This window comes from Bradyrhizobium jicamae (assembly GCF_018130215.1).
Classification (GTDB): Bacteria; Pseudomonadota; Alphaproteobacteria; order Rhizobiales; family Xanthobacteraceae; genus Bradyrhizobium; species Bradyrhizobium jicamae_A.
Genome location: NZ_JAFCKQ010000010.1, coordinates 147,758 through 174,594 on the forward strand (window position 1 = coordinate 147,758; position 26,837 = coordinate 174,594).

A 26,837-nucleotide genomic window follows, 5' to 3' on the forward strand; every position below is an offset into this window, starting at 1 on the left:
TCCTCAGACCACGATCGGCGCGACGTCGATCCAGCGTCGCTCCTTCCAGCTCTTCAGCGCGCATTCGGCGAGCTGCACGCCCTTGGCGCCTTCCAGCAGCGTGTATTTGTAGGGCGCATCCTCGCAGACATGACGGATGAACATCTCCCACTGCTCCTTGAAGCCGTTGTCGTAGACGACGTTGTCCGGCAGCTTCTGCCAGTCGGCGTAGAAGTCATGCAGCCGCTTCTCGTCCGGGTTCCACACCGGCCGAGGCGTCGCCTGGCGCGCCTGGATCATGCAGTCGGTGAGGCCCGCGACCGCCGAGCCGTGGGTGCCGTCGACCTGGAAGGTGACGAGGTCGTCGCGATAGACCCGCGTCACCCAGCTCATGTTGATATGCGCGATCACGCCGCCCTTCAGCTTGAAGGTAGCGTATGCGGAATCATCCGCGGTTGCCTGGTACTTGCTGCCTTTCTCATCATGGCGCTCCGGGATGTCGGTGTTGCCGATGCAGACGACGCTTTCGACCTCGCCGAACAGATTGTCGAGCACGTAGCGCCAGTGGCAGACCATGTCGAGGATGATGCCACCGCCGTCCTCGGCGCGATAGTTCCATGACGGCCGCTGCGCCTCCTGCCAACCGCCCTCGAACACCCAGTAGCCGAACTCGCCGCGCACCGAGAGCATGCGGCCGAAGAAGCCGGAATCGCGCAGGAAGGCGAGCTTCTTCAGGCCGGGCAGGAACAGCTTGTCCTGCACGGTGCCGTGCTTGAGACCCCTGGCGTTGGCGAGCTTCACCACCGCGACGGCCTCTTCCAGCGAGGTCGCGATCGGTTTCTCGCAGTAGACGTGCTTGCCGGCGTTGATCGCTTTCGTCAGCAGCGAAGGCCGCGCCTGCGTGGTCGCGGCATCGAAGAACACGGTGTCGCCCTTGTCCGCCAGCGCGCGGTCGAGATCGGTGCTGTGGCGCTCGATGTTGAAGCGCTTTGCCAGCGCCGAGACCTTCTCGGCGTCGCGCCCAACCAGGATCGGATCGGGCATGATGCGGTCGCCGTTCGCAAGCTGCACGCCGCCCTGCTCGCGGATCGCGACGATCGAGCGGATCAGATGCTGGTTGAGCCCCATCCGGCCGGTGACGCCGTTCATGATCAGGCCGAGGCGCTTGGTCGTCATGGTGCTTGCTCCCTTGAAACGCGTTGTCTTGGCCGCTGCAGCGGCTGCATGGTGGACCAGTCCGGATGAACGGCACTGGCAAATCCCGGTACGGCCAGCGATCCCGTCGACAGATCGCCGTCATGGATCGCGAGGCGGATCTTGCCGCCGTCGCGGATGTAGAGGTCAGGATGCGCAGCGAGGAAGGCTTCGGCCTCCGGCGCCGGCGTCTCGGCAAAACCCTCGACATAGTGGTGCCCGTTGCGCTCGGCATGGGAGATGCCGATCAGCGCGCCGAGCGCGAGGTCCTGCTGCACGGCAAGTCCGGCCTGGCAGGTCAGGTCCTCGCCGCTGACGAAGGTGCGGCCGCCTTCCGCGCTCCACGCCTCGGCGCGCGTCGCGTTGATGATCGACTTGTAGAGCCCCTTGCAGGATTTCGAGGAGATGCCGCGATAGCCGAGCGCCCGCGCCGCCGGAAATGCGTCATAGCTATCGTCGGCCTCATCGATGATGAAATTGCCCGCGGCGAGCCGGCCGAGCGGCGAGGCCCTGGTGACATCGCGCGGCATCGGCTGCTCGATATAGAGCAGGTTCGCGGCGACCGGCGCGAGCATCGCGTCATGCTCGAGCCGGTCGATCAGCGCGTTCAGGGCGACGAGGTCGGCATATTGCTCGTTGGCATCGAGCGTGACCTTGAAGGGGTAAGGCAGCGTCGCGAGTTCCTTGCCGGTCCGTGCCAGACGCGCCGCGTCGTGTGCGGGATCGCCGTTCAGCTTGAGCTTGAAATAGCGCGCGCCGCAATTCGCCCTGGGGTCGGCGACCCCGTCCTCGCCTTCGATCCTGTCGTCCATGCCGACGGTGTGCCTGATCGCGACGCGATTGAGCCGCCGACGGCTGGCCAGGAAGCGCGCGATCGCGGCGTCTTCGAGATCAGGCGTCAGCCGCGCGTCGATGCCGGCGATGTTCGCCGCCATGCCCTCGAAAACGTCAACCCTGGCCGCGCGCAACAGCGCATCCAGGATCGCCTTGTCGATTTCGGCCGGACCGAGCGTGGCGGCGAGCGGCGGAATGTCCTCTTTCGCGCAGGCCGTCACCTGCGTTGCAATGCATCGGGCATGCAGGCCGAACGCGCTGTCGAAGCCGCGATCAGCCAGATAGACCTCGCGCGCGATCATGAGCGAGCGGCGAAGATCGCCGATCGTGTCGTCAGGCGTCAGATGTGGCCGCTTGTCGAACCATTTCGGTGCCAGCATCTCGGCGCTTGCCCCGACCGCCCGGCCCCTGCCCTCCAACTCGATCTCGACCCGCACGAACGCCTGCGAAGCCGCGGTGATCGTGACCGCGCCAAAGCGGAACGCCCGCGCAAAGACCAGCGGACGTTCGAACAAGGCGATCTCTCTGACAGCGAGGCGAAGCGGCATCACAGCATATCGTGGAGCGGAATGGATCGAGGCACGCTGGTCGTTTCTCCCTCGCCCCGCTCTTGCGGGGAGAGGACCGGGGTGAGGGGCTCTCTCCGCGGGCGACCCGGGTGGACGGACCGGTACCCCCTCACCCGGCGCTGCGCGCCGACCCCTCCCCGCAAGCGGGGCGAAGTAACCGAAAGGCGCGTCGCGATGCCCATCCTAGTCCAGCGTCCCCTGCGTGAAGAAGTGTTTCCGGATCTGCTGCACCAGCGCGGTGAAGACCGGGTCGGACATCGATTCCAGCGAGCGCGGGCGCGGCAGAGGCACGTCGTAGATCGCAGCGATTGCGCCGGGCCGCTCGGTCATGACAAGCACGCGATCGGCGAGGAACACGGCCTCCGGGATCGAGTGCGTGATCAGCAGCACCGTCTTGCCGGTCTCGCGCTGGATCCGCATCAGTTCGACATTCATCCGCTCGCGGGTCATGGCATCGAGCGCGCCGAACGGCTCGTCCATCAGCATGATCCTGGGATCATGCACCAGCGCCCGGCAGATCGAGGCTCGCTGCTGCATGCCGCCGGACAGTTGCCAGGGCAGTTTCCGCTCGAAGCCCTCGAGCCCGACCAGCTTCAGCAGGTCCCTGGCGCGGGTGAGATATTTCTCCCGCGGCAATCCCTTCATGTCGATCGGCAGCATCACGTTGGAGAGGATGTTGCGCCAGGGCAAGAGCAGCGCGTTCTGGAACACGATACCGACATTGCCGTGCGGCCTGGTCACGACCTCGCCGTCGACCAGCACCTCGCCTGAGGTCGGCGGCAACAGCCCCGAGATCATCTTCAGCAGCGTGGACTTGCCGCAGCCGCTTGGCCCGACCACAACGAAGAACTCGCCGTCATTGATGGTGAAGTCGAGCGGCCGCAGCGACGGCACATCACCGTCGCGCGTCCGGTAGGTCTTCGACACGCCCGACAGCGTGATGCCGGCCGGAGCGCCTTCCGCGCGGTCCGACACCAGGCGCAGATGGGCGGCGGGTTGCCCGGCGGCACTGATTTGCGTTGCTGGCTTCATGCAGCCTGGCCCGGTCCAGTACGGTTCACGAGTCGCCCTTCGGCAGATAGTCGTTGGTATAGAACGCCTTCGGATTGTCCTTGGCCTTGGCATCGAGGCCGCCATATTCGACCATCAGGTTGACGGAGTCGGTCATGTTCTGGTCGGTGACCTGGAACGGCCGCTTGTTCTTCGTCTCCGGCGTGCGGTAGAGCGGGATCGTCAGTTCAAAGCCCTGCGTCAGCGTGTCGATCTTGCCGCCCTTCGGATTGGCGTCGAGGATCGACTGCGCCGCGGCCTTGGGATCCTTCTCGGCGGCTTCCACCGCCTTCGTGGTCGCCGACATGAAGCGGCGGACCAGATCGGCATGCGCCTTCACGTAGTCGGTATTCGCGATGATGCCCGACGACACCATGTTGATGCCGTAGTCGGCGAACTTGATCGGATAGACGTCCTTGCCGGTCGCGTCCTTGATCTTCATCGACTGGTCCATGACGTAGCCGAGCAGGAGGTCCGCCTGACCATTGATCACGGCGTTGAGCTTGGTCTGGCCGTCGCCGGCGACGGTATGGAAGTCGCTTTCCTTCAGGCCGGTCTTCTTCAGGAACAGCGGCCAGATCTGCGTCATGGAATCGGCGGGCGTGATCGCGACCGTCTTGCCCTTGATGTCCTCTGGCTTCCTGATGTTCTTGTCGGCGAACGCCATCGCGGACATCGGGCTGGTCTGCAGCAGCACGCCGGTGGCGATGACAGGGGCGCCCTTCACTGCAGCGCGCATCATCGTCGGGACATCGACATAGCCGAAATCGGCGGTCTTGGCGGCGACGGCCTGCGTGGTCGCGGCCGAGCCGCGGCCTTCCTGGATCTCGAGATCGATGCCCTCGGCGGCATAAATGCCCTTGGCCTTGCCGTAATAGAACGGCGCATGCTCGCCATAGACATACCAGTTCAGCATCAGCACGACCTTGTCGGCCGCGGCGGCTGGCGCCGCCGCCGTTGCCGCCCAGGCCAGCGTCGCAAGAACAGCAGTGATCAATCGCATCAGATAATCCTCCCGTTATTGTTCTTCGTCATTGCGAGGAACTCGCGACAAAATTGCTTAGCGATTTCGCGCTGAAGCGACCAAGCAATCCATTCGTCCGCTTCGCCTCGCTCGCAATGACGCTGTTTCTATGCATGAACCCTACGAAGCGAAGATGATGTCGTCGCGCTGGCTGACGTGCCATGGAATCACCAGCCGCTCGATGCGATCGACGATCCAGAACAGGATCACGCCGAGCAGCGCCAGGATCACCAGCGCCGCGAACATCGTCGGCAGGTCGAAGGTGCCGATCGAGCGCTGCATCACATAGCCGATGCCGGAATTGGAGCCGACGAACTCGCCGACGACGGCGCCGACCACAGCCAAGGTCACCGAGACCTTCAGGCCGGAGAAGATCGCCGGCATCGCATGCGGCAGATTGACGGCACAGAACACCCGGAAGCGACTGCCCTGCATCGCGCGCGCCAGATCGACCATGTCGGGGTCGACGGACTTGAAGCCCTGCACGGCCGAGACCACGACGGGGAAGAAGCCGAGCAGGAACGCCGAAATCACCTTGGGGATGATGCCGAAGCCGAACCACACCACGAACAGCGGCGCGATCGCGATCTTCGGCACCGATTGCGAGAACACCAGCAGCGGATAGACGTAGCTTTCCACCGTCTTCGAGCCCGCGATCAGCATCGCGACCGGAATGCCGAACAATGCCGAGAGCAGGAAGCCGCAGATCGTCGCGTAGGTGGTCGGCCAGGACTGCTGCAACAGTTCGGGCCAGTCGCTCCAGAGCACCGCAACCACGTCACCGGGCGAAGGTATCTGGTAAGCCGGAATACGGAACAGGCGGATCGACAGGTCCCATGCGACCACGATGACGACCAGGAACAGGAACGGCCGCACCCATGCGGCGTTCAGCACCCTCGACACACCGGAAGGGCTCTTCGCCTCCGCCACGTCACTCTCCCATGCATTCTCTATTGTCCGAGAAATTAACCCGTTGGATAAATACTGTCCAGCCCCTCGCGCCGCGCAAAATCGCGCCGGAATCTGCGACTTTCGTCAGGTGAGGATTTTACCGTTGGATGTCGGTAGCCCGGATGCAGCGAAGCGAAATCCGGGGAAACGCTATCCGCGGACGGAGTTGCCCCGGATTGCGCTTCGCTCCATCCGGGCTACGAACTCGTCGTACCGACCTCTAATTCGCCTGCTGCTCCGCCGACAGCAGCGCGGACATCCTGCCCTTGCCGAACACGTCAGTGGAATTCCCGGTCAGCGCCGCAAGCACCAGCGCGGTCATGTGCGCGAGGCGTTCATCGCGGGCGTCCTTCCTGAGCAGGTCGCGGCCGAAGATCACGCTCAGCGTGGCGCTGTTGGAGAGGTAGAAAAACGCCAGCCCGGCAATCGAGATGTAGAGTTGCACCGGATCGACGGCGGCACGGAAGTCGCCGCTCTCGACCCCGCGGGTCACCACCGCGCGGATCATCTCGACAAACGGCGAATGCATCGACTTGACCTTGGTCGAGCGCTTCAAGTGCTTTGCCTTGGCGAGATTCTCGGTGTTCAAAAGCGCCAGGAATTCGGGGTTGCGCAGGAAATAGTTCCAGGTGAAGTCAATCAGCCGCGCGATCGCCTCCGGCGGATCGAGATGCTCGAGGTCGAGCGTGCGCTCCTCGGCGCGAATCTTCTCATAGGCGCCTTCCAGCACCTCGAGATACAGATCCTCCTTGTTGCCGACGTGGTAGTACAGCATGCGCTTGTTGGCATCGGCATTGGCCGCGATGCGGTCGACGCGCGCGCCGGCGAGGCCATGGGCGGCAAATTCCTGCTTCGCCGCCTCGAGGATGCGCAACCGCATGCCTTCGGGGTCGCGCTGCCATTTCAATATTCGCTTCGCCTTGGCCAAATCGATTGCTCGGTGATGCCGGTGCATGAAGCTAGCACGACATGCGACGTTTGAGAATGAATGTTGTCGCGATAATCCGCCCAGTCATTTCCCGGGGCGACGCGATGGCATTCGCCGCCAAGCTTGATTTGCCCGTCGGCGCGGGCCTCCCGCCTCAAGCACAGCCGCCTCTAAAATATGCGCACGTGATGACACCGAACAAGTGGTTCGGCCAAGGCCGGTACGACGCGTGGAGGGTGCTACTCCCCCTTCCCCTGCGACGGCTGCACCAGCAGCGTCGGCACGCCGCTGGTGCCGCTGCGCACCGTCATCACGCGGGTGCCGGGCTTGCGGCCGGTGCGCACCTCGGAGACGTCGACGCCGGCCGCAACCAGCCGCGCATGGGTGGCGTCGATGTCGGCGACGCGCCAGCAGATGCCGCGCAGGCGGTCCGGCGCCTCGGCGTTGCTGCTGCTCTTTTCCTTGCCCGGCCTGTGCGTGACCTCGACGATCAGATCGCCGCAGCGGAAGAACATCAGCCGGCCCCAGTCGGGGTGCGAGCGATCGAGCGCCATGTCGAGCCCGAGCCGCGCACCGTAAAGTGCGGCGGCACGCTCCGGATCGGCGGTCGCGACCACGACATGGTCCATCGCCGTGATCGAGCCCGGCGACATGCGCACCGACAATGGCCGCTCCTTCTCCCGCTCCAGGAAGAACATGCGAATGCCCCGCGTCGCCTCGGTCGCGGCCCGCGTGCGCTTCCACGACAGCGTGGCGCCGCTGGCCTCGTCGCGGCTCTCGACCTCGGCGACCGGCTCGGGCTTCAAGGTCAGCCGGTCGAGCCGGCGGTGCAGCTTGCCAATGTCGTTGCTGCGGAAGCAGAGGCTCGCCAGCCCCTCGCCCTGGGTGACCAGCGCGTTGCGGACGCGCTGCGCGGCCTCGTCCTCGCCACGCGGCGCCATCAGTTCGAGCGTCGTGTTGTCGAGCGTGAACAGCACCCGGTCGGCGCCATCGCCACTGTTGCGCCAGGCCGGTCGCCGCGCAAACAGCGTTTCATACGCGGCCGCGGCAGCAGTGATGTCGGAGGTCAGCACGACGACGTGATCGAGACCGGTAATCATGGCTGGCGCCTCCCCGAAACTGCCGTCATTGTGCGCTCCCTTGAGGTACGACCAGGAACCACCGACAGCGGCCCGCCATTGTGCGGCATGCCAGAGCGGCCATTGGTCACCTCATCTCTAGCCGCAAACAAGGCAGGGTTGCGAATAATTTCAGCTGCTGCGGCCGGCCGGCGCTGCAAGACGTGTTTTCAAGCGAAGCGGAGACCGGCTTGCGCAAAGAAAAAGCGTCAAAACAGGAATCCAGAGCCCGTTCCGATTCCATCGGAAGGGAAATGGCTCTAGAGTCCGTGCTGCCGGCCGGGACCACCCCTAGCCACAACGGAAAGCGAATGCAGGCTCTTTTTATCGGACAGACCTATATCGATGTCACCTTCATCACCGATCACATGCCCGTTGGCGACGAAAAACACGTCGCCGACGCCTATGCCGTGTCGTTCGGCGGCAACGCCGTGACCGCGGCATTTTGCTGCGCCAAGCTCGGCATCGAGCCGGACCTGATCGCGACCATGGCCAATGACTGGCTGGGACGAATGTTCTGGGACATGGCCGACAGGTACGGCATCTCGTTCCACCCCCGCAAGGTGAACTCCTCGTCGCTGTCCTTCATCATGCCCAATGACGGCAAGCGCGCGATCGTCCGCTGCCGCGACGACCAGCACATCCATCCCTTTCCGCTGCTGAACATCAAGGGCTGCCGCGCGCTGCACATCGACGGCCATCAGCCGGACGCCGCGATCCACTACGCAAAGCTCTGTCGCGAGGACGGCATCCTGACCTCGCTCGACGGCGGCGGCCTGCGCACCAACACCCATGAGCTGCTTGAGTTCATCGATGTCGCGATCGTCGCCGAACGCCTGTGCGAGCAGATGGACAAGACGCCGGAGCACATGCTCGACTATCTGAAGAGCCGCGGCTGCCGGGTCGGCGGCGTCACCATGGGCGAACGCGGCCTGCTCTGGTACGACGAGGCGGGCGTGGTCGGCATCCTGCCGGCGCTGCCGATCCAGCGCAAGCGGGTGATCGACACCAACGGTGCCGGCGACGTATTCCACGGCGCCTACATCTATTCCTACCTGGCAGATCCGAGCAAAGCCTGGCATGAGCATTTCGAGTTCGCCCGCGCGGCATCGACCTACAAGATCCAGAAGCTCGGCAACGAAGCCGGCCTGCCGACGCTCGCCGACATCGAGGCGGTCAAGCACGAGTTTCGTGCCGCGGTCTGACTGAATTGAATGAGGCCGGGCATGGGACGCGTCTTCGTCGCGGGTAGCATCAACATGGACGTGGTGGCGACCGCCGAGCGCCACCCGCGGATCGGCGAGACCGTGGCCGGCGATTCCGTGCTCTATTTTCCGGGCGGCAAGGGTGCCAACCAGGCGGTGGCCTCGGCCAAGCAGGGCGTGCCGACCACGCTGGTCGGACGGCTCGGGACCGACGCCTTCGGACGGGAGCTGCGGAGCTTCCTCGCCGCGCAGGGCGTCGAGCTCGCCTTCGTCAAGGACACGACCGGCACGCATTCCGGCACCGCCATCATCACCATCGCAAATGCCGACAACACGATCGTGGTGGTGCCCGGTGCCAATGCGCGGGTCGACGCCGACGATGTGGCCGCTCCCACGCTCGCGACCGGCGACGTCGCGGTCAGCCAGTTCGAGATTCCGCTGCCGACGATTTCAGCCTTCTTCAAGCGCGCCCGCGCCGCCGGTGCCACGACCATCCTCAACCCGGCGCCCGCAAAGAAGGTCGATGCGGCGCTGCTAGACCTCGTCGACATCCTGATCCTCAACGAGACCGAGCTCGGCTTCCTCACGGGGACGGAGCTCAAGGACAGCGATGCGCCTGCACGCTTTGCCGAGGCCGCGGGATCGCTGGCGCAAGGGAAGATCGAAGGGAAGATCGTCTGCGTCACCCTCGGCAAACGCGGCGTGCTGGCGCTGGTGGACGGCGAGCAGATGCTGGTGCCCGGCCGCGCGGTGAAGGCCGTCGACACCACGGGCGCGGGCGATTGCTTCGTCGGCGCGCTGGCCTCGCAGCTCGCCGGCGGCAAGACGCTGCGCGACGCCCTCGTCTATGCCAACATCGCCGCCTCAATCTGCGTGCAGCGGATGGGCGCCGCGCCGTCGATGCCGACGGCGGAAGAGGTGAAGGCGATCGTCACCTGACCCGGCTATCTCAGCGCGCTCTTCAGATCGAAACCGGGATCCGCCGCCTGCTCCGGCGTGATCGAGCCGCCGGCGCCGAGCAGCCGGCGCCCGAACATGTGATCGCCGGCGCGGTTGACCGACTCGATGCCGAGCAGCCTGTCGCCCTTGTAGCAGAACGCCGAGAACGCCCCCTGCGCACGGTCGCCGCGTACCACGACGCGATCATAGCCGGTGGTGAGGCCGGCCATCTGCAGCTTGTCGGGCCCCTGGTCGCTCCAGAACCACGGCAGCCCGTCATAGACCTCGGTCTTGCCGGTCAGGCGCGCCGCGACGCAGCGCGCATGGTCGGTGGCGTTCTGCACCGACTCCAGTCGCAGCGAACCTCCGGAACGCCTGCTTGCATAGAGCGCGCAATCGCCGATCGCGGAGATATCGGGATCGGCAGTCGAAAGGTGCTCATCGACGATGATGCCGGAGGCCACCGGCAATCCCGCCTCCGCCGCGAGCTCGACATTCGGGAGCACGCCGACGCCGACCACGACGAGATCCGTGGGGATATGCGTGCCGTTGCTGAGGCTGACGCCGGTCACCTTGGCGTCGTCGGCCTCGATGCCGGTGACCTGGACGCCAAGATGAATGCGGATTCCGGCCGCGGTGTGCCGGGACTGCGAGAACTCGGAGATCTCGGCGGTTACGGCGCGTGCCATGACGCGCGAAGCGAGTTCGACGACGTCGACTTCGAGGCCCTTGCCGCGCGCGGTGGCGGCGAATTCGAGCCCGATGAAACCCGCGCCGATCACGACGACGCGCATGCCGGGCTTGACGACCTCGCGCAGCGCCTCGCTCTCGTCGAGCGTGCGCAGGTATCGCACCGCATCCAGCTTCGCATTGGGAATATCGAGCAACCGGTTCCGCGCACCGGTCGCAAACACCAGATGGCCGTAGTCCAGCGACGTGCCGGAGGCGAGCGCGACCTTCCGGGCATTGCGATCGACCGTATGGGCGCGATCGGTGATCAGCTCGATCCTGTTGTCGTGGTAGAATTTCTCAGGCCTGAACATCAGGCTGTCAGGCCCGCCGGTTCCCTTGAGGTAAGCTTTCGACAGGGGCGGCCGCTGATACGGCAGATGGCCCTCGTCATTGAGCAGCACGATGCGTTCGGCGAAGCCGCCCTGGCGCAGCGACGCGGCGAGCTGGAAGCCGGCGTGTCCCGCGCCGACGATGATGACCCCGTTTGCCGTCATTGGTTCGACCCGGATACGAGCGAGCAGGCGTGACCCATGCCGTTTTCCCCACCATTGATGTTAGCTTGCTTGCCCCGTCTCCACAGCGCTCGTGTCTGCGTACCGAAGGCGCTGGCCATTTGGCCTCATGGCTGGCGCCGACGCAAGGGGGTCCCGGCCAAATCGGGCGCGCAGGTGCCCGCTCCTTGAGGCCGTGGCCGGATTGCCACCGCCTCCGCCCGGGCATTAAATGGCCGCAAGCAACCAGCCCAAGGTCCTCAATATGCCAGAACCCGCCACCACTCCCGCCGCCGACCCGGCCCTGCTCCGGATCGACGGACCCGTCGCGACCATCACGCTGAACCGGCCGGCCGCGTTCAATGCCATCGACATGTCGATTGCCAGGAAGCTGAAGCAACTCGGCGCCGAGGTCGAAGCCAACAAGGACGTCCGTGTCCTCGTCATCGAAGGCGAAGGCCGCGCCTTCTGCGCCGGCGGCGATCTGCAGACCATCGGTGCCGCAGCGGAAGCCAACACTATCGCGCCCGTCGTCGGCGAGATGCTCGGGAACTATCATGCCTTCATCACCGCGCTGCGGCGGATGCCGAAGCTGGTGCTGGCCAGCGTGCACGGTTCGGCGGCCGGCGCCGGTCTCTCGCTCGCCTTCGTCGCCGATCTCTGCATTGCCGCCGAGGACGCACGCTTCACGCCGGCCTATGCCAAGATCGGCGTCTCGCCCGATGGCGGCGGCACCGTGGGGCTTGCCGCCAGCGTCGGCCCGCGCCGTGCGCTGCAGATCTTCCTCGCCGAGGACAGTTTTACCGCGCAGCAGGCCCAGCAATGGGGCCTCGTCGCCAGGATCGTGCCGGCGGCCGAGCTGAAGGCGGCAACGCGCGAATTCGCGCTGCGGCTGGCGCAGAACGCGCCCGCCGGGCTCGCGGCTACCAAGGCGCTGATCCATCAGGCACCGACCACGCCGATCGAGGCGCAGCTCGACGCCGAGCGCGACGCCATCATCGGCTGCATGAACACCGAGGAGTTCCGTGTCGCGGTGAAGAAGTTCACCAGCAAGTCGAAGTAAGCAAACCCAGATGGCCTTGCCGTCCCGTTCCTTTCTGTGTCTCCGCCACGGCGCCACCGACTGGAACCGGCAAGGCCGCTTTCAGGGCCGCACCGACAATCTCCTGAACACCGACGGCATCGCGCAGGCCCGTGCCGCAGCATCGCGGCTTGCGGGCGTTCCGGTCGGCGTCATCGTCGCCAGCCCGTTGCGTCGTGCCGTGCAGACAGCCGAAATCGTCGGCGCAGCCCTGTCGCTGCCGGTCGCGATCGATGCCGGCATCATCGAGTGCGATTTCGGCAGCCTCGAGGGCCAGTCGATCCGCGATACCATGCGCAAGCACGCCCTCACCGCACTCGAGCAACTGGTCTCGATCCTGCCCGCGGATGGCGAGCCCTGGGCCGCGGTGTCGGCGCGCGCGCTGGGATGCATCGCGACGTTGCAGAACCGCCATCAAGGCGCCGAGATCCTGTTCGTCTGCCACGATGCCGTGATGCAGGCGATCGCCCAGGTCCTGTGCGGCAGCTTTTTCGAGAATCGCTACGGCACGCCGTTCCGCTTCGCGCGCGAGGGAGATGGCTGGACGGTGCACGAGATCGGTCAATTCGGACAGATGTAGCCCTTGCCGCCCGGCGCCTTGAAGCAGCCGACCGATTCCGGGATCACCTGCTTGGGCAGCCACAGCACGACCTTCGGGAAGTAGATCGTGAAGCAGATGGTGACCAGGAACACGACATAGATCGGCAGCGCCGCGCGCAGCGCTTTCGCAAAGCTGATGCCGACGAATTTCGAAGCCATCAGCAGCACCAGACCGTAGGGCGGCGTGATCAGGCCGAAAGCGAGCGTCGCGATCAGCACCACGCCCATATGCACGCCGTTGATGTCACCGGCCTGGGTCAGCGCATTCACCAGCGGCATGAAGATGATGATGGTCGGCACCGGTTCTATGAAGTCGCCGACCACGGTGAACAGCAGCACCATCAACAGCATGATGAGATGCGGATCGCTGCCGGCGATCGAGGTGATCCAGTCGGCGATATAGATCGCGCCGCGCAGGTAGGCCAGCATCCAGCCGAACGCGTTCGCTGCCCCGATCGTGATCAGCGGCAGCGAGAAGATCAGGCCGGCAAGGCAGAAATCGTAAGGGATCTTCTTGAGGTGCCCGCGGTTCAGCGCCGGGATCACGACGATGGTGATATAGGCAACCGCGACCACGCCGGCCTCGGTCGGCGTGAACCAGCCGGTCAGGATACCGCCGAGCAGGATCACCGGAATCATCAGCGGCAGCGCCGCGTCGCCGGCGGCAAACACCACCTGGCGGAGCGGCGCGCGCGGCTTGCGCAGGCCGGAAGGGCCGAAGAAATAGCAGTAGATCATCAGACCGAAACCGATCATCAGCCCCGGCACCACGCCGGCCATGAACAGCCCCGCGATCGAGACGTTGCCGACCGCGCCATAGACCACCGCCGTGATGCTCGGCGGCACCAGCGCCGCGATGGTGGATGCGGAGGCGATGATCGCGGCGATGAAGGCGGGCTCATAGCCCTCGCGCTTCATCGGCCCGCCGAGCGCCCGGCTCATCACCGCAACGTCTGCGGTGGTCGAGCCCGACATTTCCGAGAAGAACATGCTGAAGACGACAACGACCTGCGACAGCCCGCCCCTGATATGGCCGACCAGCGAAACCGACAGATTGGCAATACGCACCACGACATTCGCCGAGCTCATGAGCTCGCCGACCAGGAGAAAGAACGGGATCGCCAGCAACGCCTCGGAATCGACGCCGTCAAAAATCTTCTGGACGATCGCGGCCAGCGACACGTCGGACAGCACCGCGCCCACGAACACGCCGGCCATCAACGAGAACGGCACGGGCACGCCGAGATAGCCGAAGAACAGGAAGCAGGACGACATCAGCACAAGGACGACCGGAGCGCTCACCGCTGCGCTCCCGGCGTCGCGCTTGTGTTGATCGGGGGGATCGCGAGGTCGTCGTCCGGAGGCTCGGGATGGTCAAAGCCGTTGCGGATCCCGTTGACGAGTTGCTCGACCGTGAACAGGCCGATCAGGATGCCGCACAGCGGGATCACGGCGTACAGCGACGCGATCGGCGTGCCCGAGGGCAGCCGGAAGCTGCCGAAGCCGCGGAGGTAGTTCAGATAGCCATACCAGATGAGGCAGAAGGCCACGCCGAGCACGACAAGCCGGGTGACGATCTCGACAATCAGCCGCGGCGTGCCGTGCATCGCCTCCGAAACCGCGGTGAGGTAGAGATGATCGTTGCGCCGCGTTGCGACCGCCGCACCGATGAAGATCGCATAGATGAACAGCGTCGAGGTCACTTCCTGCAGCCACAGCCAGGGATGGCCGATGGTGCGGGTGACGATGTCGGCGGTGACGGAGAGCGAGAAGCCGAAACACAGCAGGCCGCACAGCATCATCAGGATGAGCTCGAGCCTGTCCAGCGCCGGCCATTTCAGATGCCGCTGCCGTTGCAGCACCAGCTTGTCGGAGATGGCCATGGCGCGAGCTCTCCGGCGTACCGCGCTCTAGTTGATCGCGCGGATCAGGTTCTTGATCTTCTCCGCGTGCGGGCCGAGTTCCTTGGCGAGCTTGTCGAGATAGGGATCGGCGATTGCGGTAAAGCTCTTCTTGTCCACGTCCTCGACCACCTTGACACCGTACGATTTCAGCTTGGTCAGCGCGGTCCGCTCCAGGTCGAACGCCTTCGCCGGCTCCTTGGCGCTGACCTCGTTGGCGGCCGCCTGCACCCACTGCTTCTGCTCGGCGGACAGGCTTTGCCAGAGCTTGTCGGAGACAAACAGCAGCGCGTTGTTGGCCTCGTGCTCGGTAATCGACAGCACCGGTGCGACCTCATAGTGCTTGTTGACGAGGTAGACATTGATGCTGTTCTCGGCCGCATCGACCACGCCGGTCTGCAGCGAAGTGTAGACGCTGCCGAACGGCATGTGAACCGTCTGCGCACCATAGGCCGGGAACATGGTGTCCTCGGTGGCAGTCGCCTGCACCCGGACCTTCATACCCTTGAGGTCGCCGACGTTGTGGATTTCCTTCTTGCTGTAGATGTGCCGCACGCCTTGCGAGCCCGTGCCGATCACATGCAAGCCTTGAGCCGTCTCATCGATCATGGTCCTGATCGCGTCGAACACCTGCGGGTCGGCAAGTCCCTTGATCACATGGGCTTCGTTGCGGAACAGGAAGTGCAGCGACATCACGCCGGCCTGCGGCGAAATCGTCGCGGTGTTGGCCGAGGAGATGATCGAGAAATCAATATCACCGGATTTGACCAGTTGCAGCACCTGCGGCTCCTGGCCGAGCTGCGCGCCGGGATATTGATCGACGATCATGGTGCCCTTGCTCAACTCCTTGAGCTTCTCGGCGAACAGATCTCCCGCGATCGAATAGCCGGTGTTGCGCGGCTGGTCGTAGGCAAAGCGGAAATGCTTGACCTCCTGCGCATTTGCGCCGGCAGCCAGCAGCAACGCTGCGGCGGCCACGGCAATCCCGACGATCTTGGCTGGATAGCCCATCGCGACGCTCCCCCTGTTCTTGATTGGCTTGGATCATCCCACCAGTCGCGCGGGATTGTCAATAAAACAGAAGACTCTAACGGCCTGGGCTTTCGAGCAGGCGCTGCCCAACAGGAATTATCGATAATTCGAGATCGGCTACTTGCCCTTGGCGCGCATGAAGTCGAAATCGCAGCCCTCGTCGGCCTGCAGGATGGTCTCGTTGAAGAGGTGCGCATAGCCGCGCCTGGCCCGTTCCGGTTTCGCGGACGGCGCGAGCGCAGCGCGGCGCTTCTGCAACTCGGCCTCGTCGACCAGCAGATCGATGCTGCGCTTCGCGACATCGAGCCGGATCATGTCGCCGTTCCGCACCAGCGCGAGCGGACCGCCGACGGCGGCCTCCGGCGTGATGTGCAGCACGATGGTGCCGAACGCAGTGCCGCTCATCCGCGCATCCGAGATGCGGACCATGTCCTTGACCCCGGTGCGCCCAAGCTTCTTAGGGATCGGCAGATAGCCGGCCTCGGGCATGCCGGGCGCGCCCTTGGGGCCGGCATTGCGCAGCACGAGGACGTCGTCCGCCGTCACATCAAGCGCGGGATCGTCGACTCGCAGCGTCATGTCCTCGACGGATTCGAACACCACGGCGCGGCCGGTGTGCTGCAACAGCTTGGGGCTCGCAGCCGACTGCTTGATGACCGCACCGCGCGGCGCGAGATTGCCATGCAGGATGGCCATTGCGCCCTCGGCCTTGATCGGATTGGTCTTCGAGCGAATCGCGTCCTGTCCGGGCACCTCTTCGGCGCCGGCAACCACCTCGCGCAGCGTCTGGCCGGTGATGGTCCTGGCGTCGAGATCGATGAGATCTCCGAGCTGCGCCATCAGTTTCGGCACGCCACCGGCGTGGTGGAAGTGCTCCATGTAGTGCTCGCCGGACGGCTTCAGGTCGACCAGCACCGGCACCTCGCGGCCAAGCTTGTCGAACGCCTCGAGGTCGATCTTGTGCGGGCTGCGATTGGCGATCGCGGTCAGGTGAATGAGGCCATTGGTCGAGCCGCCGATCGCCTGCATCACGATCTGGGCGTTGCGGAACGAGGACGGGGTCAGGATCTCACTCGGCTTCGGACCCTTGGACTTCGCCATCTCGGCCGCGACACGGCCGCTCGCCTCTGCCAGGCGGAAGCGCTCGGCGTGCGGCGCCGGGATCGTCGCGCTCATCGGCAGCGACAGGCCGAGCGCCTCGGTGACGCAGGCCATGGTCGAGGCCGTGCCCATCACCATGCAGGTGCCGACCGACGGCGCGAGACGGCCGTTGACCGCTTCGATCTCGGTGTCGTCGATCTCGCCGGCGCGATACTTGCCCCACAGCCTGCGGCAATCGGTGCAGGCGCCGAGCACCTCACCCTTGTGATGACCGACCACCATCGGCCCGACCGGAATCACGACCGTCGGCAGGTCGGCGCTGATCGCAGCCATGATCTGCGCCGGCAGCGTCTTGTCGCAGCCGCCGATCACGATGACGGAATCCATCGGCTGCGCGCGGATCATCTCTTCGGTGTCCATCGCCATCAGATTGCGCAGATACATCGAGGTCGGATGCGCGAAGCTTTCGGCGATCGAGATGGTCGGGAACACAAACGGCATCGCGCCCGACAGCATCACGCCGCGTTTCACCGCCTCGATGATCTGCGGAACGTTGCCGTGGCACGGATTGTAGTCGCTGTAGGTGTTGGTGATGCCGACGATGGGACGATTGAGCGCATCGTCCGAATAGCCCATCGCCTTGATGAAGGCCTTGCGCAGGAACAGCGAGAAGCCAGCGTCGCCGTAGCTCGTCAGTCCCTTGCGAAGTCCGTCAGCCATTTTCTTGCTTCCTGCGGTTGTTTGTCCGCACTAAAGGAGCGAGTTGAATTATTGTCAATACGAGATGATCTTGCCCCGGGAACCGGCCCGCCATGCGATGAACCAGCCCCATTATTGACAATGACCTTGGCGTCGTGTTGTCGTCCAACACCATGAAAGCGCAGGCCGCATCCGCCGACATCCCAGCCCCTTCGCGCGAGGAGGAACAGGCGGAGGTGATCCGCCGGCTGGAGGAGGACATCATCTTCGGCCGCTTCGCGCCGGGCTTGCGGCTGGTCGAGGATACGCTGATGCAGCGCTACGGCGCGAGCCGGCATTTCGTGCGCCAGGCGCTGTTCCAGCTCGAGCGCCAGGGCATCGTGCTGCGGGAGAAGAATGTCGGCGCCACCGTGCGGTTCTATTCCGCCGAAGAAGTGCGGCAAATCTACGAGGTGCGCGAGATGCTGACGCGCCAGGCTGCGCTGATGATCGCGCTGCCCGCACCGGCAAGCCTGATCGACGAGCTGAGCGAGTTGCAACGACAATACCGTGGCAGGGCCGACGCGCGGGACATGCGCGGCATTCATGAGACCAACGACGCGTTCCATCTGGCGTTGTTCTCGGCCTGCGGCAATCCCTATCTCGTCCGCTCGCTGCAGGACTACATGAACCTGACCCTGCCGATGCGGGCGAAGAACCTCGCCGACAGCGAGGGCCTGGCACTGTCGCGCCGCCAGCACGAGTTGATGATCGAGCTATTGAAGGGACGTGACAGCTGGGCGCTGGCGCAGCTCTGCGTCGACCATATGCTGTACAGCAAGGCGGATTATCTCGACCGCATTGCCGCGGAAAAGCCCTCGCAGTGATCCGCCGTCTGCTGATCATCTCGCTATCCCTGCTCGCGGCTGACGCGGCTGCGGTCAGGGCCGATGATGCGCGAGCCGCGCAGCTGACCTACGATCCCTGGACGAAACTGTGTTTTCCCCGCACCGACGGCAATTCGGACTGCTTCATCTCGGCCGCGGCGCGGGGCGCGTGTCATCGGTCCGGCGGCGGCGTCTCGGTCTGGATCCGCGACGAGAGGCAGCTTCATCTCGTCACCAATTTCGCGACAAGGCGTCCGCTCGACGGCGGGATCAGCGTGCGGATCGATCAAGACGCCCCGATCGAGATCGCGCATGCCGATTGCTTCGGGCTCGGTTGCCGGGGCACGCTGCCGATCGATGAAGCGTTCATCGAGCGGCTGAAGCAGTCGCGAACGATTGCGATCGAGGCCACCGACACGGTCCATCAAAAACTCAGCCTCTCCTTCCCGCTCGCCGGTTTTGCGACTGCCTATGATGGGCCGCCGGGCAGCCCGCCCAGGGCCCGCGAAGACATCGCGGGCGAAAAACCGGCCGAGCAGCAGGCGAAGGCACCTGAATGTCGGGACTAGTGCTACCCAGGTTTCCAGACCCTGCTCGCATCGCCGTCGAACTCCATGCCGCAGAACGCGCCGCCCTGGTAGAAGTCGCCGACCGTATCAGGCGGCAGCTTGGCCTGCTCGGCCATCGCGTGCTCGCGGAAATCCTCGGCGCGCCCGGTCGGACGATAGCCGAGATCGAAGGCGCGGTGATTGTCCCACCACGAACGCTCGTTCCACGACGCGCCGTAGACAATCTCGAAATGGATGTCGGGATGCTCGAGCCCGATGCGGCAGAGCTGGACCAGATCCTCCGGCTTCAGCCAGATCGAGAGCCGCCGATGGTCGAGCGGCACCTCGCCGAAATTGCCGATCCGGATGCAGGTGACCTTGAGCCCGTGCTTGTCGGCATAGAGCGCGCCAACCGCTTCACCGAACACCTTGCTGACGCCGTAGCGGCTGTCCGGCCGCGCCGTGACGTCGGTACCGATGCGGTGATGGCGCGGGTAGAAGCCGACGGCATGGTTGGACGAGGCGAAGATCACGCGCTTGACGCCCTGCTTCCGCGCCGCCTCGAACAGGTTGTAGCCGCCGATGATGTTGGACTGCAGGATGGAATCCCAGGGCCCTTCGACCGAGTAGCCGCCGAAATGCAGGATGCCGTCGACGCCTTCGCATATCGCCTCGACCTGCGCGATGTCAGCGAGATCGGCCGCCTTGAACGTCTCGTGCTTGCCGAGGTCGGCCGGCGGCCTGAGGTCGCTCAACACCAGGTCCGGATAGATCGGCCGCAGCAGCTTTCGCAAGCTCGTGCCAATTCCACCCGACGCGCCGGTCATCAATATGCGTGCCATCTCGTTCCTCGCTTTTCTTCCTGGCCGCAACCGAATTGCGGTTGCAGGCCGACAATGATAGCAAACCAACCGTTCAGGGAAACACCAGCGAAACGCAACAACGAGAACAGCAAATGTCCGATGCCCATTCGGCCGGCTGGCGTCCGGCGACCTATTATCCCGATCCCGCGATCCATGCGCTCGACCCGCGCTTCGAGAAATACTGGCTGAAGCTTTCGGCGGTCGAACGTCTCGCCACCGGCCTGCGCTGGGCCGAAGGGCCGGTGTGGTTCGGCGACGGGCGCTTTCTCCTGTGCAGCGACATTCCGAACCAGCGCATTCTCAAGTGGGAAGAAGAGACCGGTGCGGTCAGCATCTTCCGCAAGCCGTCGAACTTCGCCAATGGCAACACCCGCGACCGCCAGGGCCGCCTCGTCACCTGCGAGCACGGCGGCCGCCGCGTGGTGCGCACCGAATATGACGGATCGATTACGGTGCTGATCGACTCCTTCGGCGGCAAGCGGCTGAACTCGCCGAACGACGTCGTGGTGAAATCCGACGGCGCGATCTGGTTCACCGATCCGACCTTCGGCCTGCTCGGCAATTACGAGGGCTACAAGGCCGAGCCGGAGATCGATGCCAATGTCTATCGGATCGACGGCGCGACCGGCAAGGCCACCATCGTCGCCGAGGGCGTGCTGGGGCCGAACGGGCTGTGCTTCTCGCCGGACGAGAAGATCCTTTACATCGTGGAATCCCGCGGCGTGCCGAACCGCAAGATCCTGGCCTATGACGTGTCGCCGAACGGCACGACGATCTCCAACAAGCGCGTCTTCATCGATGCCGGCCCGGGCACACCCGACGGCATGCGCTGCGACGTCGACGGCAATCTGTGGTGCGGCTGGGGCATGGGCGACCCCGAACTCGACGGCGTCGTCGTGTTCGCGCCCGACGGCGTCATGATCGGGCGGATCGCGCTGCCCGAGCGCTGCGCCAACCTCTGCTTCGGAGGAGTCAAGCGCAACCGCCTGTTCATGGCGGCGAGCCAGTCGATCTACGCGCTGTATGTGAATACGCAGGGCGCGCTCGGCGGTTAGCCCCGCCTGGCGCCGTCGCACCGGGTCATTCCTTCTTCTCCAGTGCGGCGGTCTGCTTGGCAAGGCTGTCGTTGAACTGCTTTTCCAGCGTCGCGGCATAGGTGTTGAACTCGCCGGGATTGACGAACGGATTGGGCGCGCCGTCGGCGATCTTCGCGCGCTTGCCCGCCATGTCGTACATCTCCGGATGCGGCGCGAGCAGCACGTCGACCTTCATGTCCCTGGCCCGGGCAAAGGTCTTGCGGTAGTCGTCGACGATGCCGGGATAGGTCGGATGGCCGACCAGCCGGTTCAGCGCCACCGTGCCGCTGCAGAAGATCAGCACCGAGCGCGTGGCATCCCCGTCCTTCACCGAGAAGGACCAGCTGGTACAGCCCGGCGAATGGCCCGGCGTCTCATACGCCGTCAATGTGACGTTTCCCACCGTGACGGTATCGCCCTCGTGCACCGTGCGATCGACCTTCACCGGCGGGAAGTTCAGCGCGGCTTCCTCCTGCGCGCCCGGATAGTAGCCGCCTTCCAGCAGGGGCTTGTCGCGCTCGCCGGCGACGACCTGTGCACCGCTTGCCTGCTTGATTTCAGCAAGGCCCCCGGTGTGATCGATATGGGCATGCGTGTTGAGGAGATATTTGATGTCGGTGACCTTGAAGCCGAGCTTTTCGATGCTCGCCTCGATCTGCGAGGTCGCCTCCGGCATCGCGGTATCCACCAGGATATGCCCCTGCGGCGAGGTGATCAGGTAGGACGCGAGTCCCGCGGTGCCGACATAATAGACGTTGTCGATGATCCGGAACGGCTCGGTCGGCTTGTCCCACGCCGCCCGCAGCGTCGCGAGCATGTCCTTGATGGTCTGGGCGTGCGCCGCGCCGGTCAGCGGCAGCAGCGCGACCAACGCAATGATCAGCTTCTTCACGTTCCGTCCCCTTGTTCTTTTATTGTTGTTCAATGAAGAATGCCGGCTGCTTTCGGAGCCGGCATTCTCACGTCACGAACGGCGCAGCCGCCGCATCGAGTTGCCTTTACGCCGCGTTGTAGCCCGCGACGGCCTTGGCCTCGAGATACTCTTCCAGACCGTAGCGGCCCCACTCGCGGCCGTTGCCCGACTGCTTGTAACCCCCGAACGGCGCGGAGCGCTCGTTCGGCACGCCCTGCAGGTTGACGTTGCCGGCGCGGATCTGGCGGCCGACGCGGCGCGCGGTTTCCACGGTGTCGGCCGAGACGTAGCCAGCGAGGCCATAGGGCGTGTCGTTGGCGATCTTGACGGCCTCAGCCTCGTCCTTGGCGCCGAGGATGGTGAGCACCGGCCCGAAGATTTCCTCGCGGGCGATCGTCATGTCGTTGGTGACGTCAGCGAAGATGGTCGGGCGGACATAGAAGCCCTTGTTGACGCCCTCGGGCAGACCCGGGCCGCCGGCGACGAGCGTTGCGCCCTCGTCGATGCCCTTCTGGATCAGCGTCTGGATCTTGTCCCACTGGCCGCGATTGACCACCGGACCGATCGTGGTGTCGGCAGCGCGCGGATCGCCCGCCTTGGTCTTTTCGGCGACGCCCTTCGCGATCGCGGCCACTTCCTTCATCTTGGAGAGCGGCACGATCATGCGCGACGGTGCGTTGCAGGACTGGCCCGAGTTGTTGAACATGTGCATCACGCCGCCGGCCACCGCCTTGGCGAGGTCGGCGCCTTCGAGGATCACGTTCGGCGACTTGCCGCCAAGCTCCTGGCTGACGCGCTTCACGGTCGGCGCCGCGCGCTTGGCGACGTCGACGCCGGCGCGGGTCGAACCGGTGAAGGAGATCATGTCGATGTCCGGGTGCTCGCTCATCGCGGCACCAACCTCCGGGCCGAGGCCGTTGACGAGGTTGAACACGCCCTTCGGCACGCCGGCTTCATGGAGGATTTCTGCGAAGATCAGCGCCGAGGTCGGGGTGAACTCGGAGGGCTTCAGGATCATGGTGCAGCCGGCGGCGAGCGCGGGCGCGACCTTGCAGGCGATCTGGTTCAGCGGCCAGTTCCAGGGCGTGATCATGCCGATGACGCCGACCGGCTCGCGCACCACCACGGCGGTGCCCATGGCCTCCTCGAACTCGTACTTCTTGAGCACTTCGAGGGTGTTCATGAGGTGGCCGAGGCCGGCGCCGGCCTGCAGCTTCTCGGCCATCGGCAGCGGAGCGCCCATCTCGTCGGAGACGGCGGCGCCGATCTCCTTCATGCGGCCCTTGTAGACTTCGATGACCTTGGTGAGCAGCGCGACGCGCTCGTCGCGGGTGGTCTTGGAATAGGTCTCGAACGCGCGCTTGGCGGCCGCGACCGCCTTGTTGAGATCGGCCTTGGAGCCGAGCGCGACTTCATACATCGCTTCTTCAGTCGCCGGATTGACGACCGGGGTGGACTTCTTGACGGCGGGATCGACCCAGGCGCCATCGATGTAGAATTGCATGCGATTGACCATCGGAAACCTCTTGTACGGGGCGTATGGAAAGGGGAACGGAAGCGTTCGGCAAGCATCCTTGCACGAAAGCCCCGGGAATTGAACCCGCCATCTGCGGGACGCGGCTCGTGCGCGCCCTCCGGATATAGGCCCTCGGCGGCGCAAGTGGCAAGGCTCGCCGCCCCCTCCTCCATACGGCGTCACACCGCCATCTTGCGATGCCGCACCGGCGCGCCAACCGAAAGCCCTTCCGCAGCGTCGATGATCGCGTTGGCATCGATGCCGTAATGGCGGTAGAGGTCGCCGATCGTCCCGGTCTGGCCGAAATGCTCGATCCCCAGCGCCTCGACCCGGTGGCCGCGCACGCCGCCGAGCCAACCGAGCGACGCCGGATGGCCGTCGATCACGGTCACAATGCCGCAGTCGCGGCCGAGCGGCGCAAGCAACTGCTCGATATGACTCAAATGCTGCACTCCGCGGCGATCCCGGCGCAAATTCCGCGCGGCGGACCATCCGGCGTAAAGCCGGTCGGCGGAGGTTACCGCCAGTAAACCGACGTCACGATGGCTTTCGCCGATCAGGCCGACCGCCTCGATCGCCTCCGGCGCGACGGTGCCGGTGTAGGCGATGACGATGTCGCAGTTCGGTCCGGGCTTGCGCAGCCAATAGGCGCCATCGGTGATGTCGCGCGCGAGCTCCGGTGTCATGATCCGCTGCGGCTGCTCGAGCGTGCGCGTCGAGAGCCGCAAATACACGGAGCCGCCCTCGGCGCCCTCGCGCTGCATGTGCTGGAATCCGAAAGCCATGATCACGGCAAGTTCATCGACGAAGGCCGGCTCGAACGATGCGAGCCCGTCCTGGCCGATGCCGATCAGCGGCGTCTTGATCGACTGGTGCGCGCCGCCCTCCGGCGCCAGCGACACGCCTGCCGGCGTCGCCGCCACCATGAAGCGGGCATCCTGGTAGCAGGCATAGTTGAGCGCATCGAGGCCGCGCTCGATGAAGGGATCGTAGAGCGTGCCGACCGGCAGCAGCCGCGCGCCATTGATCTCATGCGACAGGCCGAGCGCCGAAAGCATGATGAACAGGTTCATCTCGGCGATGCCGAGCTCGATGTGCTGGCCCTTGGGCGAATACTCCCAGGTGTAGGCAGACGGGATCTTCTCCTGCCGGAACAGGTCGTGGTTCTCAAGCTTCGCGAACAGGCCGCGGCGATTGACCCAGCCGCCGAGATTGGTCGACACGGTCACGTCGGGCGATGCGGTGACGATGCGCGAGGCCAGCGCGCTGTCGCCTCGCGCGAGCTCGTGGAGGATCAGGCCGAACCCCTGCTGCGTCGACATCTGCGCCGAGGCCTTGAAGGCGAGCCGCTCCGGCACCTCGATCTCCGGCGCAGAGAGGCGGCGGCGTCCCTCGCGATTGAACGGCGCGCCCGCAAGAAACGCTTCGAGCTTCGCGGGATCCTGCGACAGGCCCTCGAACCGATCCCATTCATGACCCGCGCGGATGTTCTGCGCGGTGCGCCACTTCTCCATCTGCGCCACGGTCATCAGGCCCGCATGGTTGTCCTTGTGACCCTGCATCGGCAGCCCGACGCCCTTGATGGTGTAGGCGATGAAGCAGACCGGGCGGTCGTGATCAACAGCTTCGAAGGCCTCGATCATGCTCGCCATGTCATGGCCGCCGAGGTTCGACATCAGCGCCAGCAATTCATCGTCGCTGCGGCGATCGATCAGGGCCGTGACCTGCCCCTGGTCGCCGATGTCGTCCTGCAGATGCTTGCGAAAGGCAGCGCCGCCCTGGAAGCAGAGCGCCGCGTACATCTGGTTCGGGCAATTGTCGATCCAGCGCCTGAGCGCCTCGCCGCCCGGCTCGGCAAAGGCCGCCTGCATCAGCTTGCCGTATTTCACGATCACCACGTCCCAGCCGAAATTGCGGAACATGGTCTCGAACTTGGCCCACAGCCCCTCGCGCACAACGGCGTCGAGCGACTGCCTGTTGTAGTCGACCACCCACCAGGTGTTGCGCAGGCCGTGCTTCCAGCCCTCCAGCAGCGCCTCGAAGATGTTGCCCTCATCCATCTCGGCATCGCCGACCAGCGCGATCATGCGGCCCTCGGGCCGCTCCTTCATCCAGCCATGCGCCTTGACGTAATCCTGCACCAGCGAGGCGAACAGCGTCTGGGCGACGCCGAGGCCGACCGATCCGGTAGAGAAATCGACGTCGTCGGTGTCCTTGGTGCGGGACGGATAGGACTGCGCGCCCTTGTAACCGCGGAAATTCTCCAGCTTGTCGCGGGTCTGGTGTCCGAACAGGTACTGGATCGCATGGAACACCGGGCTGGCGTGCGGCTTCACCGCGACTCGGTCCTGCGGCCGCAGCACCGAGAAATAGAGCGCCGACATGATGTTGGCGAGCGAGGCGGAAGATGCCTGGTGGCCGCCGACCTTCAGCCCGTCGCTGTTCGGCCTGACATGGTTGGCATGATGGATGGTCCACGACGACAGCCACAGCACCTTGCGGGCCAGGGCGGACAGCATGTCGAGGCGTTCAGGCGTGATTCCCATGGCAATGCTCCCAGACAGTATGATCGATGTTACTGCCGGCGCGTCCCGCAAAAATCTCAAATTCTCGCGACAGCACAGGAAAGATTGGGATAAATTACCACGATACGGCCTCAACCGATGAGTTCATCCCAATGCCCGCCCTCGACGCCATCGACCGCAAGATCCTGGGTCTCCTCCAGACCGACAGTCGCATGACCATGCAGGAGCTCGCCGACAAGGTCGGGCTGTCGGTGTCGCCCTGCCATCGCCGGGTCAAACTGCTGGAAGAGCGCGGCGTGATCTCCCGCTATATCGCAACCGTCGACCAGAAATCGCTCGGGCTGCATGTCTCCGTCTTCATCTCGATCAAGCTCGCGCGGCAGAAGGAGGAAGACCTCAACCGCTTCGCCCGCGCGATCTCCAAATGGGACGAGGTGCTCGAATGCTATCTGATGACCGGAAACCGCGACTATCTGCTGCGCGTCGTCGCGGCCGACCTCTCCTCCTATGAGGCGTTCCTGAAGAACAAGCTGACGAGGCTCGACGGGATTGCCTCGATCGAGTCGAGCTTTGCATTGAGCCAGGTGAAGTATTCGACTGCGTTGCCGGTGTAAGCGCTTCTCGCTAACGCCACTCTCTCGCTGTCCTCCCGGCGAAGGCCGGGACCCATGATTTGGTGCTGAACTGGATCGTGACCCAGCATCACGCAACGACCGGCATGTGGGGTAATGGGTCGTGGCCCCCCGTGCGCAATTGCGCACCAGGCCAGGACGACATCGAGTGCGTTGCGCCGCCTGTGAGTCACACATCCGCGTTCTCGCGACATGAATTGCCCGAGCTTTGTATCTCGTTTCGCACTCTCCTTGATCGGAGGGCGCAGGGAAAGCCGGGTGCCGATCGCACCCATGGGCCCCGTGCAAGGTAGAAAGCACGGGGGTAGGACCACAGGTGTAACCGGAACAACCCGGCTTTCCCTGCGCGATGGGTTACGGCTTATACGTGCTCGCCCCGGTGAGACTGGGCTCTTTTGTCACCGCTTTCGCAAAGATGCTTGCGCACGCTTCACGAGAGGACACCTGCCACCAGGGCGTCAGGCCTGCAC

The 26,837-nt window shown here is 64.8% G+C and carries 24 protein-coding genes; 8 read left to right on the plus strand and 16 right to left on the minus strand.

Features of this window, described 5'->3' with window-relative positions; genetic code table 11:
• Positions 1 to 3 precede the first annotated feature (3 nt).
• From JQ586_RS14755 to JQ586_RS14785, 7 genes are all read right to left on the minus strand, one after another.
• Positions 4 to 1,155, minus strand: a complete 1,152-nt coding sequence (locus JQ586_RS14755) for a Gfo/Idh/MocA family protein (RefSeq protein ID WP_212395308.1) — start codon at positions 1,153 to 1,155, stop codon at positions 4 to 6.
• Positions 1,152 to 2,555: a hypothetical protein gene (locus JQ586_RS14760; protein ID WP_212395309.1), complete on the minus strand. Its 1,404-nt coding sequence runs from the start codon at positions 2,553 to 2,555 to the stop codon at positions 1,152 to 1,154. The genes JQ586_RS14755 and JQ586_RS14760 overlap by 4 nt, the downstream gene beginning before the upstream one ends.
• Before the next feature lie 204 nt (positions 2,556 to 2,759).
• On the minus strand, positions 2,760 to 3,608 hold the full coding sequence (locus tag JQ586_RS14765; protein WP_212395310.1) for an ABC transporter ATP-binding protein: 849 nt from the start codon (positions 3,606 to 3,608) through the stop codon (positions 2,760 to 2,762).
• A 25-nt stretch (positions 3,609 to 3,633) separates the two neighbouring features.
• Entirely contained in the window at positions 3,634 to 4,632 is a 999-nt protein-coding gene (locus JQ586_RS14770) for an ABC transporter substrate-binding protein (protein WP_409410989.1), read from the minus strand.
• A 138-nt stretch (positions 4,633 to 4,770) separates the two neighbouring features.
• Positions 4,771 to 5,580 carry an ABC transporter permease gene (locus tag JQ586_RS14775; RefSeq protein WP_212395312.1) on the minus strand — a complete coding sequence of 270 codons (810 nt, stop codon included), beginning with the start codon at positions 5,578 to 5,580 and terminating at the stop codon, positions 4,771 to 4,773.
• Between the two features lie 241 nt (positions 5,581 to 5,821).
• Positions 5,822 to 6,529 (minus strand): TetR/AcrR family transcriptional regulator, encoded by a 708-nt coding sequence (locus JQ586_RS14780; RefSeq protein WP_212395313.1) that lies wholly within the window; start codon positions 6,527 to 6,529, stop codon positions 5,822 to 5,824.
• A gap of 239 nt (positions 6,530 to 6,768) precedes the next feature.
• Positions 6,769 to 7,629 carry a VOC family protein gene (locus tag JQ586_RS14785; protein ID WP_212395314.1) on the minus strand — a complete coding sequence of 287 codons (861 nt, stop codon included), beginning with the start codon at positions 7,627 to 7,629 and terminating at the stop codon, positions 6,769 to 6,771.
• Between the two features lie 329 nt (positions 7,630 to 7,958).
• Between JQ586_RS14785 and JQ586_RS14790 the strand changes: the two genes are divergently transcribed.
• Both JQ586_RS14790 and JQ586_RS14795 read left to right on the plus strand, forming a co-directional pair.
• Complete coding sequence (locus JQ586_RS14790) at positions 7,959 to 8,852, plus strand: sugar kinase (protein ID WP_212395315.1); 894 nt, start codon at positions 7,959 to 7,961, stop codon at positions 8,850 to 8,852.
• Positions 8,853 to 8,873: 21 nt separating this feature from the next.
• Complete coding sequence (locus tag JQ586_RS14795) at positions 8,874 to 9,791, plus strand: ribokinase (protein ID WP_212395316.1); 918 nt, start codon at positions 8,874 to 8,876, stop codon at positions 9,789 to 9,791.
• A 5-nt stretch (positions 9,792 to 9,796) separates the two neighbouring features.
• On the opposite strand, the gene JQ586_RS14800 is transcribed toward JQ586_RS14795, so the two are convergent.
• Positions 9,797 to 11,017, minus strand: a complete 1,221-nt coding sequence (locus JQ586_RS14800) for an NAD(P)/FAD-dependent oxidoreductase (protein WP_212395317.1) — start codon at positions 11,015 to 11,017, stop codon at positions 9,797 to 9,799.
• A 262-nt stretch (positions 11,018 to 11,279) separates the two neighbouring features.
• Here JQ586_RS14800 and JQ586_RS14805 point away from each other — a divergent pair, with 262 nt between their 5' ends.
• Both JQ586_RS14805 and JQ586_RS14810 read left to right on the plus strand, forming a co-directional pair.
• On the plus strand, positions 11,280 to 12,077 hold the full coding sequence (locus JQ586_RS14805; protein WP_212395318.1) for an enoyl-CoA hydratase/isomerase family protein: 798 nt from the start codon (positions 11,280 to 11,282) through the stop codon (positions 12,075 to 12,077).
• A 10-nt stretch (positions 12,078 to 12,087) separates the two neighbouring features.
• Positions 12,088 to 12,675 carry a histidine phosphatase family protein gene (locus JQ586_RS14810; RefSeq protein ID WP_212395319.1) on the plus strand — a complete coding sequence of 196 codons (588 nt, stop codon included), beginning with the start codon at positions 12,088 to 12,090 and terminating at the stop codon, positions 12,673 to 12,675.
• On the opposite strand, the gene JQ586_RS14815 is transcribed toward JQ586_RS14810, so the two are convergent.
• The 4 genes from JQ586_RS14815 to JQ586_RS14830 all read right to left on the minus strand — a co-directional run bounded on the left by JQ586_RS14815 (position 12,657) and on the right by JQ586_RS14830 (position 17,449).
• A complete protein-coding gene (locus JQ586_RS14815) occupies positions 12,657 to 13,997 on the minus strand; it encodes a TRAP transporter large permease (RefSeq protein ID WP_212395320.1) in 1,341 nt (446 codons plus the stop codon). The two genes, JQ586_RS14810 and JQ586_RS14815, sit on opposite strands and share 19 nt — an antisense overlap.
• Entirely contained in the window at positions 13,994 to 14,578 is a 585-nt protein-coding gene (locus JQ586_RS14820) for a TRAP transporter small permease (RefSeq protein WP_212395321.1), read from the minus strand. Before JQ586_RS14820 ends, JQ586_RS14815 begins: the two co-directional genes overlap by 4 nt.
• A gap of 27 nt (positions 14,579 to 14,605) precedes the next feature.
• Positions 14,606 to 15,607, minus strand: coding sequence for a TRAP transporter substrate-binding protein (locus JQ586_RS14825; RefSeq protein ID WP_212395322.1), 1,002 nt, complete (start codon positions 15,605 to 15,607; stop codon positions 14,606 to 14,608).
• A gap of 138 nt (positions 15,608 to 15,745) precedes the next feature.
• Entirely contained in the window at positions 15,746 to 17,449 is a 1,704-nt protein-coding gene (locus tag JQ586_RS14830) for an IlvD/Edd family dehydratase (protein ID WP_212395323.1), read from the minus strand.
• 152 nt (positions 17,450 to 17,601) lie between these two features.
• Here JQ586_RS14830 and JQ586_RS14835 point away from each other — a divergent pair, with 152 nt between their 5' ends.
• Together JQ586_RS14835 and JQ586_RS14840 are read left to right on the plus strand one after the other, a co-directional pair.
• Positions 17,602 to 18,294, plus strand: a complete 693-nt coding sequence (locus tag JQ586_RS14835) for a GntR family transcriptional regulator (protein WP_212395333.1) — start codon at positions 17,602 to 17,604, stop codon at positions 18,292 to 18,294.
• Positions 18,291 to 18,863, plus strand: a complete 573-nt coding sequence (locus tag JQ586_RS14840) for an invasion associated locus B family protein (RefSeq protein WP_212395324.1) — start codon at positions 18,291 to 18,293, stop codon at positions 18,861 to 18,863. The genes JQ586_RS14835 and JQ586_RS14840 overlap by 4 nt, the downstream gene beginning before the upstream one ends.
• A gap of 2 nt (positions 18,864 to 18,865) precedes the next feature.
• Here the strand turns inward: JQ586_RS14840 and JQ586_RS14845 are convergent, their stop codons facing one another.
• Positions 18,866 to 19,684, minus strand: a complete 819-nt coding sequence (locus JQ586_RS14845) for an NAD(P)-dependent oxidoreductase (protein ID WP_212395325.1) — start codon at positions 19,682 to 19,684, stop codon at positions 18,866 to 18,868.
• Positions 19,685 to 19,797: 113 nt separating this feature from the next.
• Between JQ586_RS14845 and JQ586_RS14850 the strand changes: the two genes are divergently transcribed.
• Positions 19,798 to 20,760, plus strand: a complete 963-nt coding sequence (locus JQ586_RS14850; protein ID WP_212395326.1) for an SMP-30/gluconolactonase/LRE family protein — start codon at positions 19,798 to 19,800, stop codon at positions 20,758 to 20,760.
• A gap of 25 nt (positions 20,761 to 20,785) precedes the next feature.
• Here the strand turns inward: JQ586_RS14850 and bla are convergent, their stop codons facing one another.
• The 3 genes from bla to JQ586_RS14865 form a co-directional block, all read right to left on the minus strand.
• Positions 20,786 to 21,673: a subclass B3 metallo-beta-lactamase gene (gene bla / locus JQ586_RS14855; RefSeq protein WP_212395327.1), complete on the minus strand. Its 888-nt coding sequence runs from the start codon at positions 21,671 to 21,673 to the stop codon at positions 20,786 to 20,788.
• A 106-nt stretch (positions 21,674 to 21,779) separates the two neighbouring features.
• The gene (locus JQ586_RS14860; RefSeq protein WP_212395328.1) at positions 21,780 to 23,210 is read right to left on the minus strand and encodes an aldehyde dehydrogenase family protein; all 1,431 of its coding nucleotides are present in this window, start codon (positions 23,208 to 23,210) and stop codon (positions 21,780 to 21,782) included.
• A 179-nt stretch (positions 23,211 to 23,389) separates the two neighbouring features.
• Complete coding sequence (locus JQ586_RS14865; RefSeq protein WP_212395329.1) at positions 23,390 to 25,756, minus strand: transketolase; 2,367 nt, start codon at positions 25,754 to 25,756, stop codon at positions 23,390 to 23,392.
• 131 nt (positions 25,757 to 25,887) lie between these two features.
• Here JQ586_RS14865 and JQ586_RS14870 point away from each other — a divergent pair, with 131 nt between their 5' ends.
• On the plus strand, positions 25,888 to 26,349 hold the full coding sequence (locus tag JQ586_RS14870; RefSeq protein WP_212395330.1) for an Lrp/AsnC family transcriptional regulator: 462 nt from the start codon (positions 25,888 to 25,890) through the stop codon (positions 26,347 to 26,349).
• The last annotated feature ends 488 nt before the right edge of the window (positions 26,350 to 26,837 follow it).

What these genes read in the sequence shown, in the direction of transcription:
- JQ586_RS14755 (WP_212395308.1), bottom strand. Translation starts at nt 1,155, where the DNA reads ATGACGACCAAGCGCCTCGGCCTGATCATGAACGGCGTCACCGGCCGG.
- JQ586_RS14760 (WP_212395309.1), bottom strand. Translation starts at nt 2,555, where the DNA reads ATGCCGCTTCGCCTCGCTGTCAGAGAGATCGCCTTGTTCGAACGTCCG.
- JQ586_RS14765 (WP_212395310.1), bottom strand. Translation starts at nt 3,608, where the DNA reads ATGAAGCCAGCAACGCAAATCAGTGCCGCCGGGCAACCCGCCGCCCAT.
- JQ586_RS14785 (WP_212395314.1), bottom strand. Translation starts at nt 7,629, where the DNA reads ATGATTACCGGTCTCGATCACGTCGTCGTGCTGACCTCCGACATCACT.
- JQ586_RS14790 (WP_212395315.1), top strand. Translation starts at nt 7,959, where the DNA reads ATGCAGGCTCTTTTTATCGGACAGACCTATATCGATGTCACCTTCATC.
- JQ586_RS14795 (WP_212395316.1), top strand. Translation starts at nt 8,874, where the DNA reads ATGGGACGCGTCTTCGTCGCGGGTAGCATCAACATGGACGTGGTGGCG.
- JQ586_RS14800 (WP_212395317.1), bottom strand. Translation starts at nt 11,017, where the DNA reads ATGACGGCAAACGGGGTCATCATCGTCGGCGCGGGACACGCCGGCTTC.
- JQ586_RS14805 (WP_212395318.1), top strand. Translation starts at nt 11,280, where the DNA reads ATGCCAGAACCCGCCACCACTCCCGCCGCCGACCCGGCCCTGCTCCGG.
- JQ586_RS14810 (WP_212395319.1), top strand. Translation starts at nt 12,088, where the DNA reads ATGGCCTTGCCGTCCCGTTCCTTTCTGTGTCTCCGCCACGGCGCCACC.
- JQ586_RS14820 (WP_212395321.1), bottom strand. Translation starts at nt 14,578, where the DNA reads ATGGCCATCTCCGACAAGCTGGTGCTGCAACGGCAGCGGCATCTGAAA.
- JQ586_RS14825 (WP_212395322.1), bottom strand. Translation starts at nt 15,607, where the DNA reads ATGGGCTATCCAGCCAAGATCGTCGGGATTGCCGTGGCCGCCGCAGCG.
- JQ586_RS14830 (WP_212395323.1), bottom strand. Translation starts at nt 17,449, where the DNA reads ATGGCTGACGGACTTCGCAAGGGACTGACGAGCTACGGCGACGCTGGC.
- JQ586_RS14835 (WP_212395333.1), top strand. Translation starts at nt 17,602, where the DNA reads ATGAAAGCGCAGGCCGCATCCGCCGACATCCCAGCCCCTTCGCGCGAG.
- JQ586_RS14845 (WP_212395325.1), bottom strand. Translation starts at nt 19,684, where the DNA reads ATGGCACGCATATTGATGACCGGCGCGTCGGGTGGAATTGGCACGAGC.
- JQ586_RS14850 (WP_212395326.1), top strand. Translation starts at nt 19,798, where the DNA reads ATGTCCGATGCCCATTCGGCCGGCTGGCGTCCGGCGACCTATTATCCC.
- JQ586_RS14860 (WP_212395328.1), bottom strand. Translation starts at nt 23,210, where the DNA reads ATGGTCAATCGCATGCAATTCTACATCGATGGCGCCTGGGTCGATCCC.
- JQ586_RS14865 (WP_212395329.1), bottom strand. Translation starts at nt 25,756, where the DNA reads ATGGGAATCACGCCTGAACGCCTCGACATGCTGTCCGCCCTGGCCCGC.
- JQ586_RS14870 (WP_212395330.1), top strand. Translation starts at nt 25,888, where the DNA reads ATGCCCGCCCTCGACGCCATCGACCGCAAGATCCTGGGTCTCCTCCAG.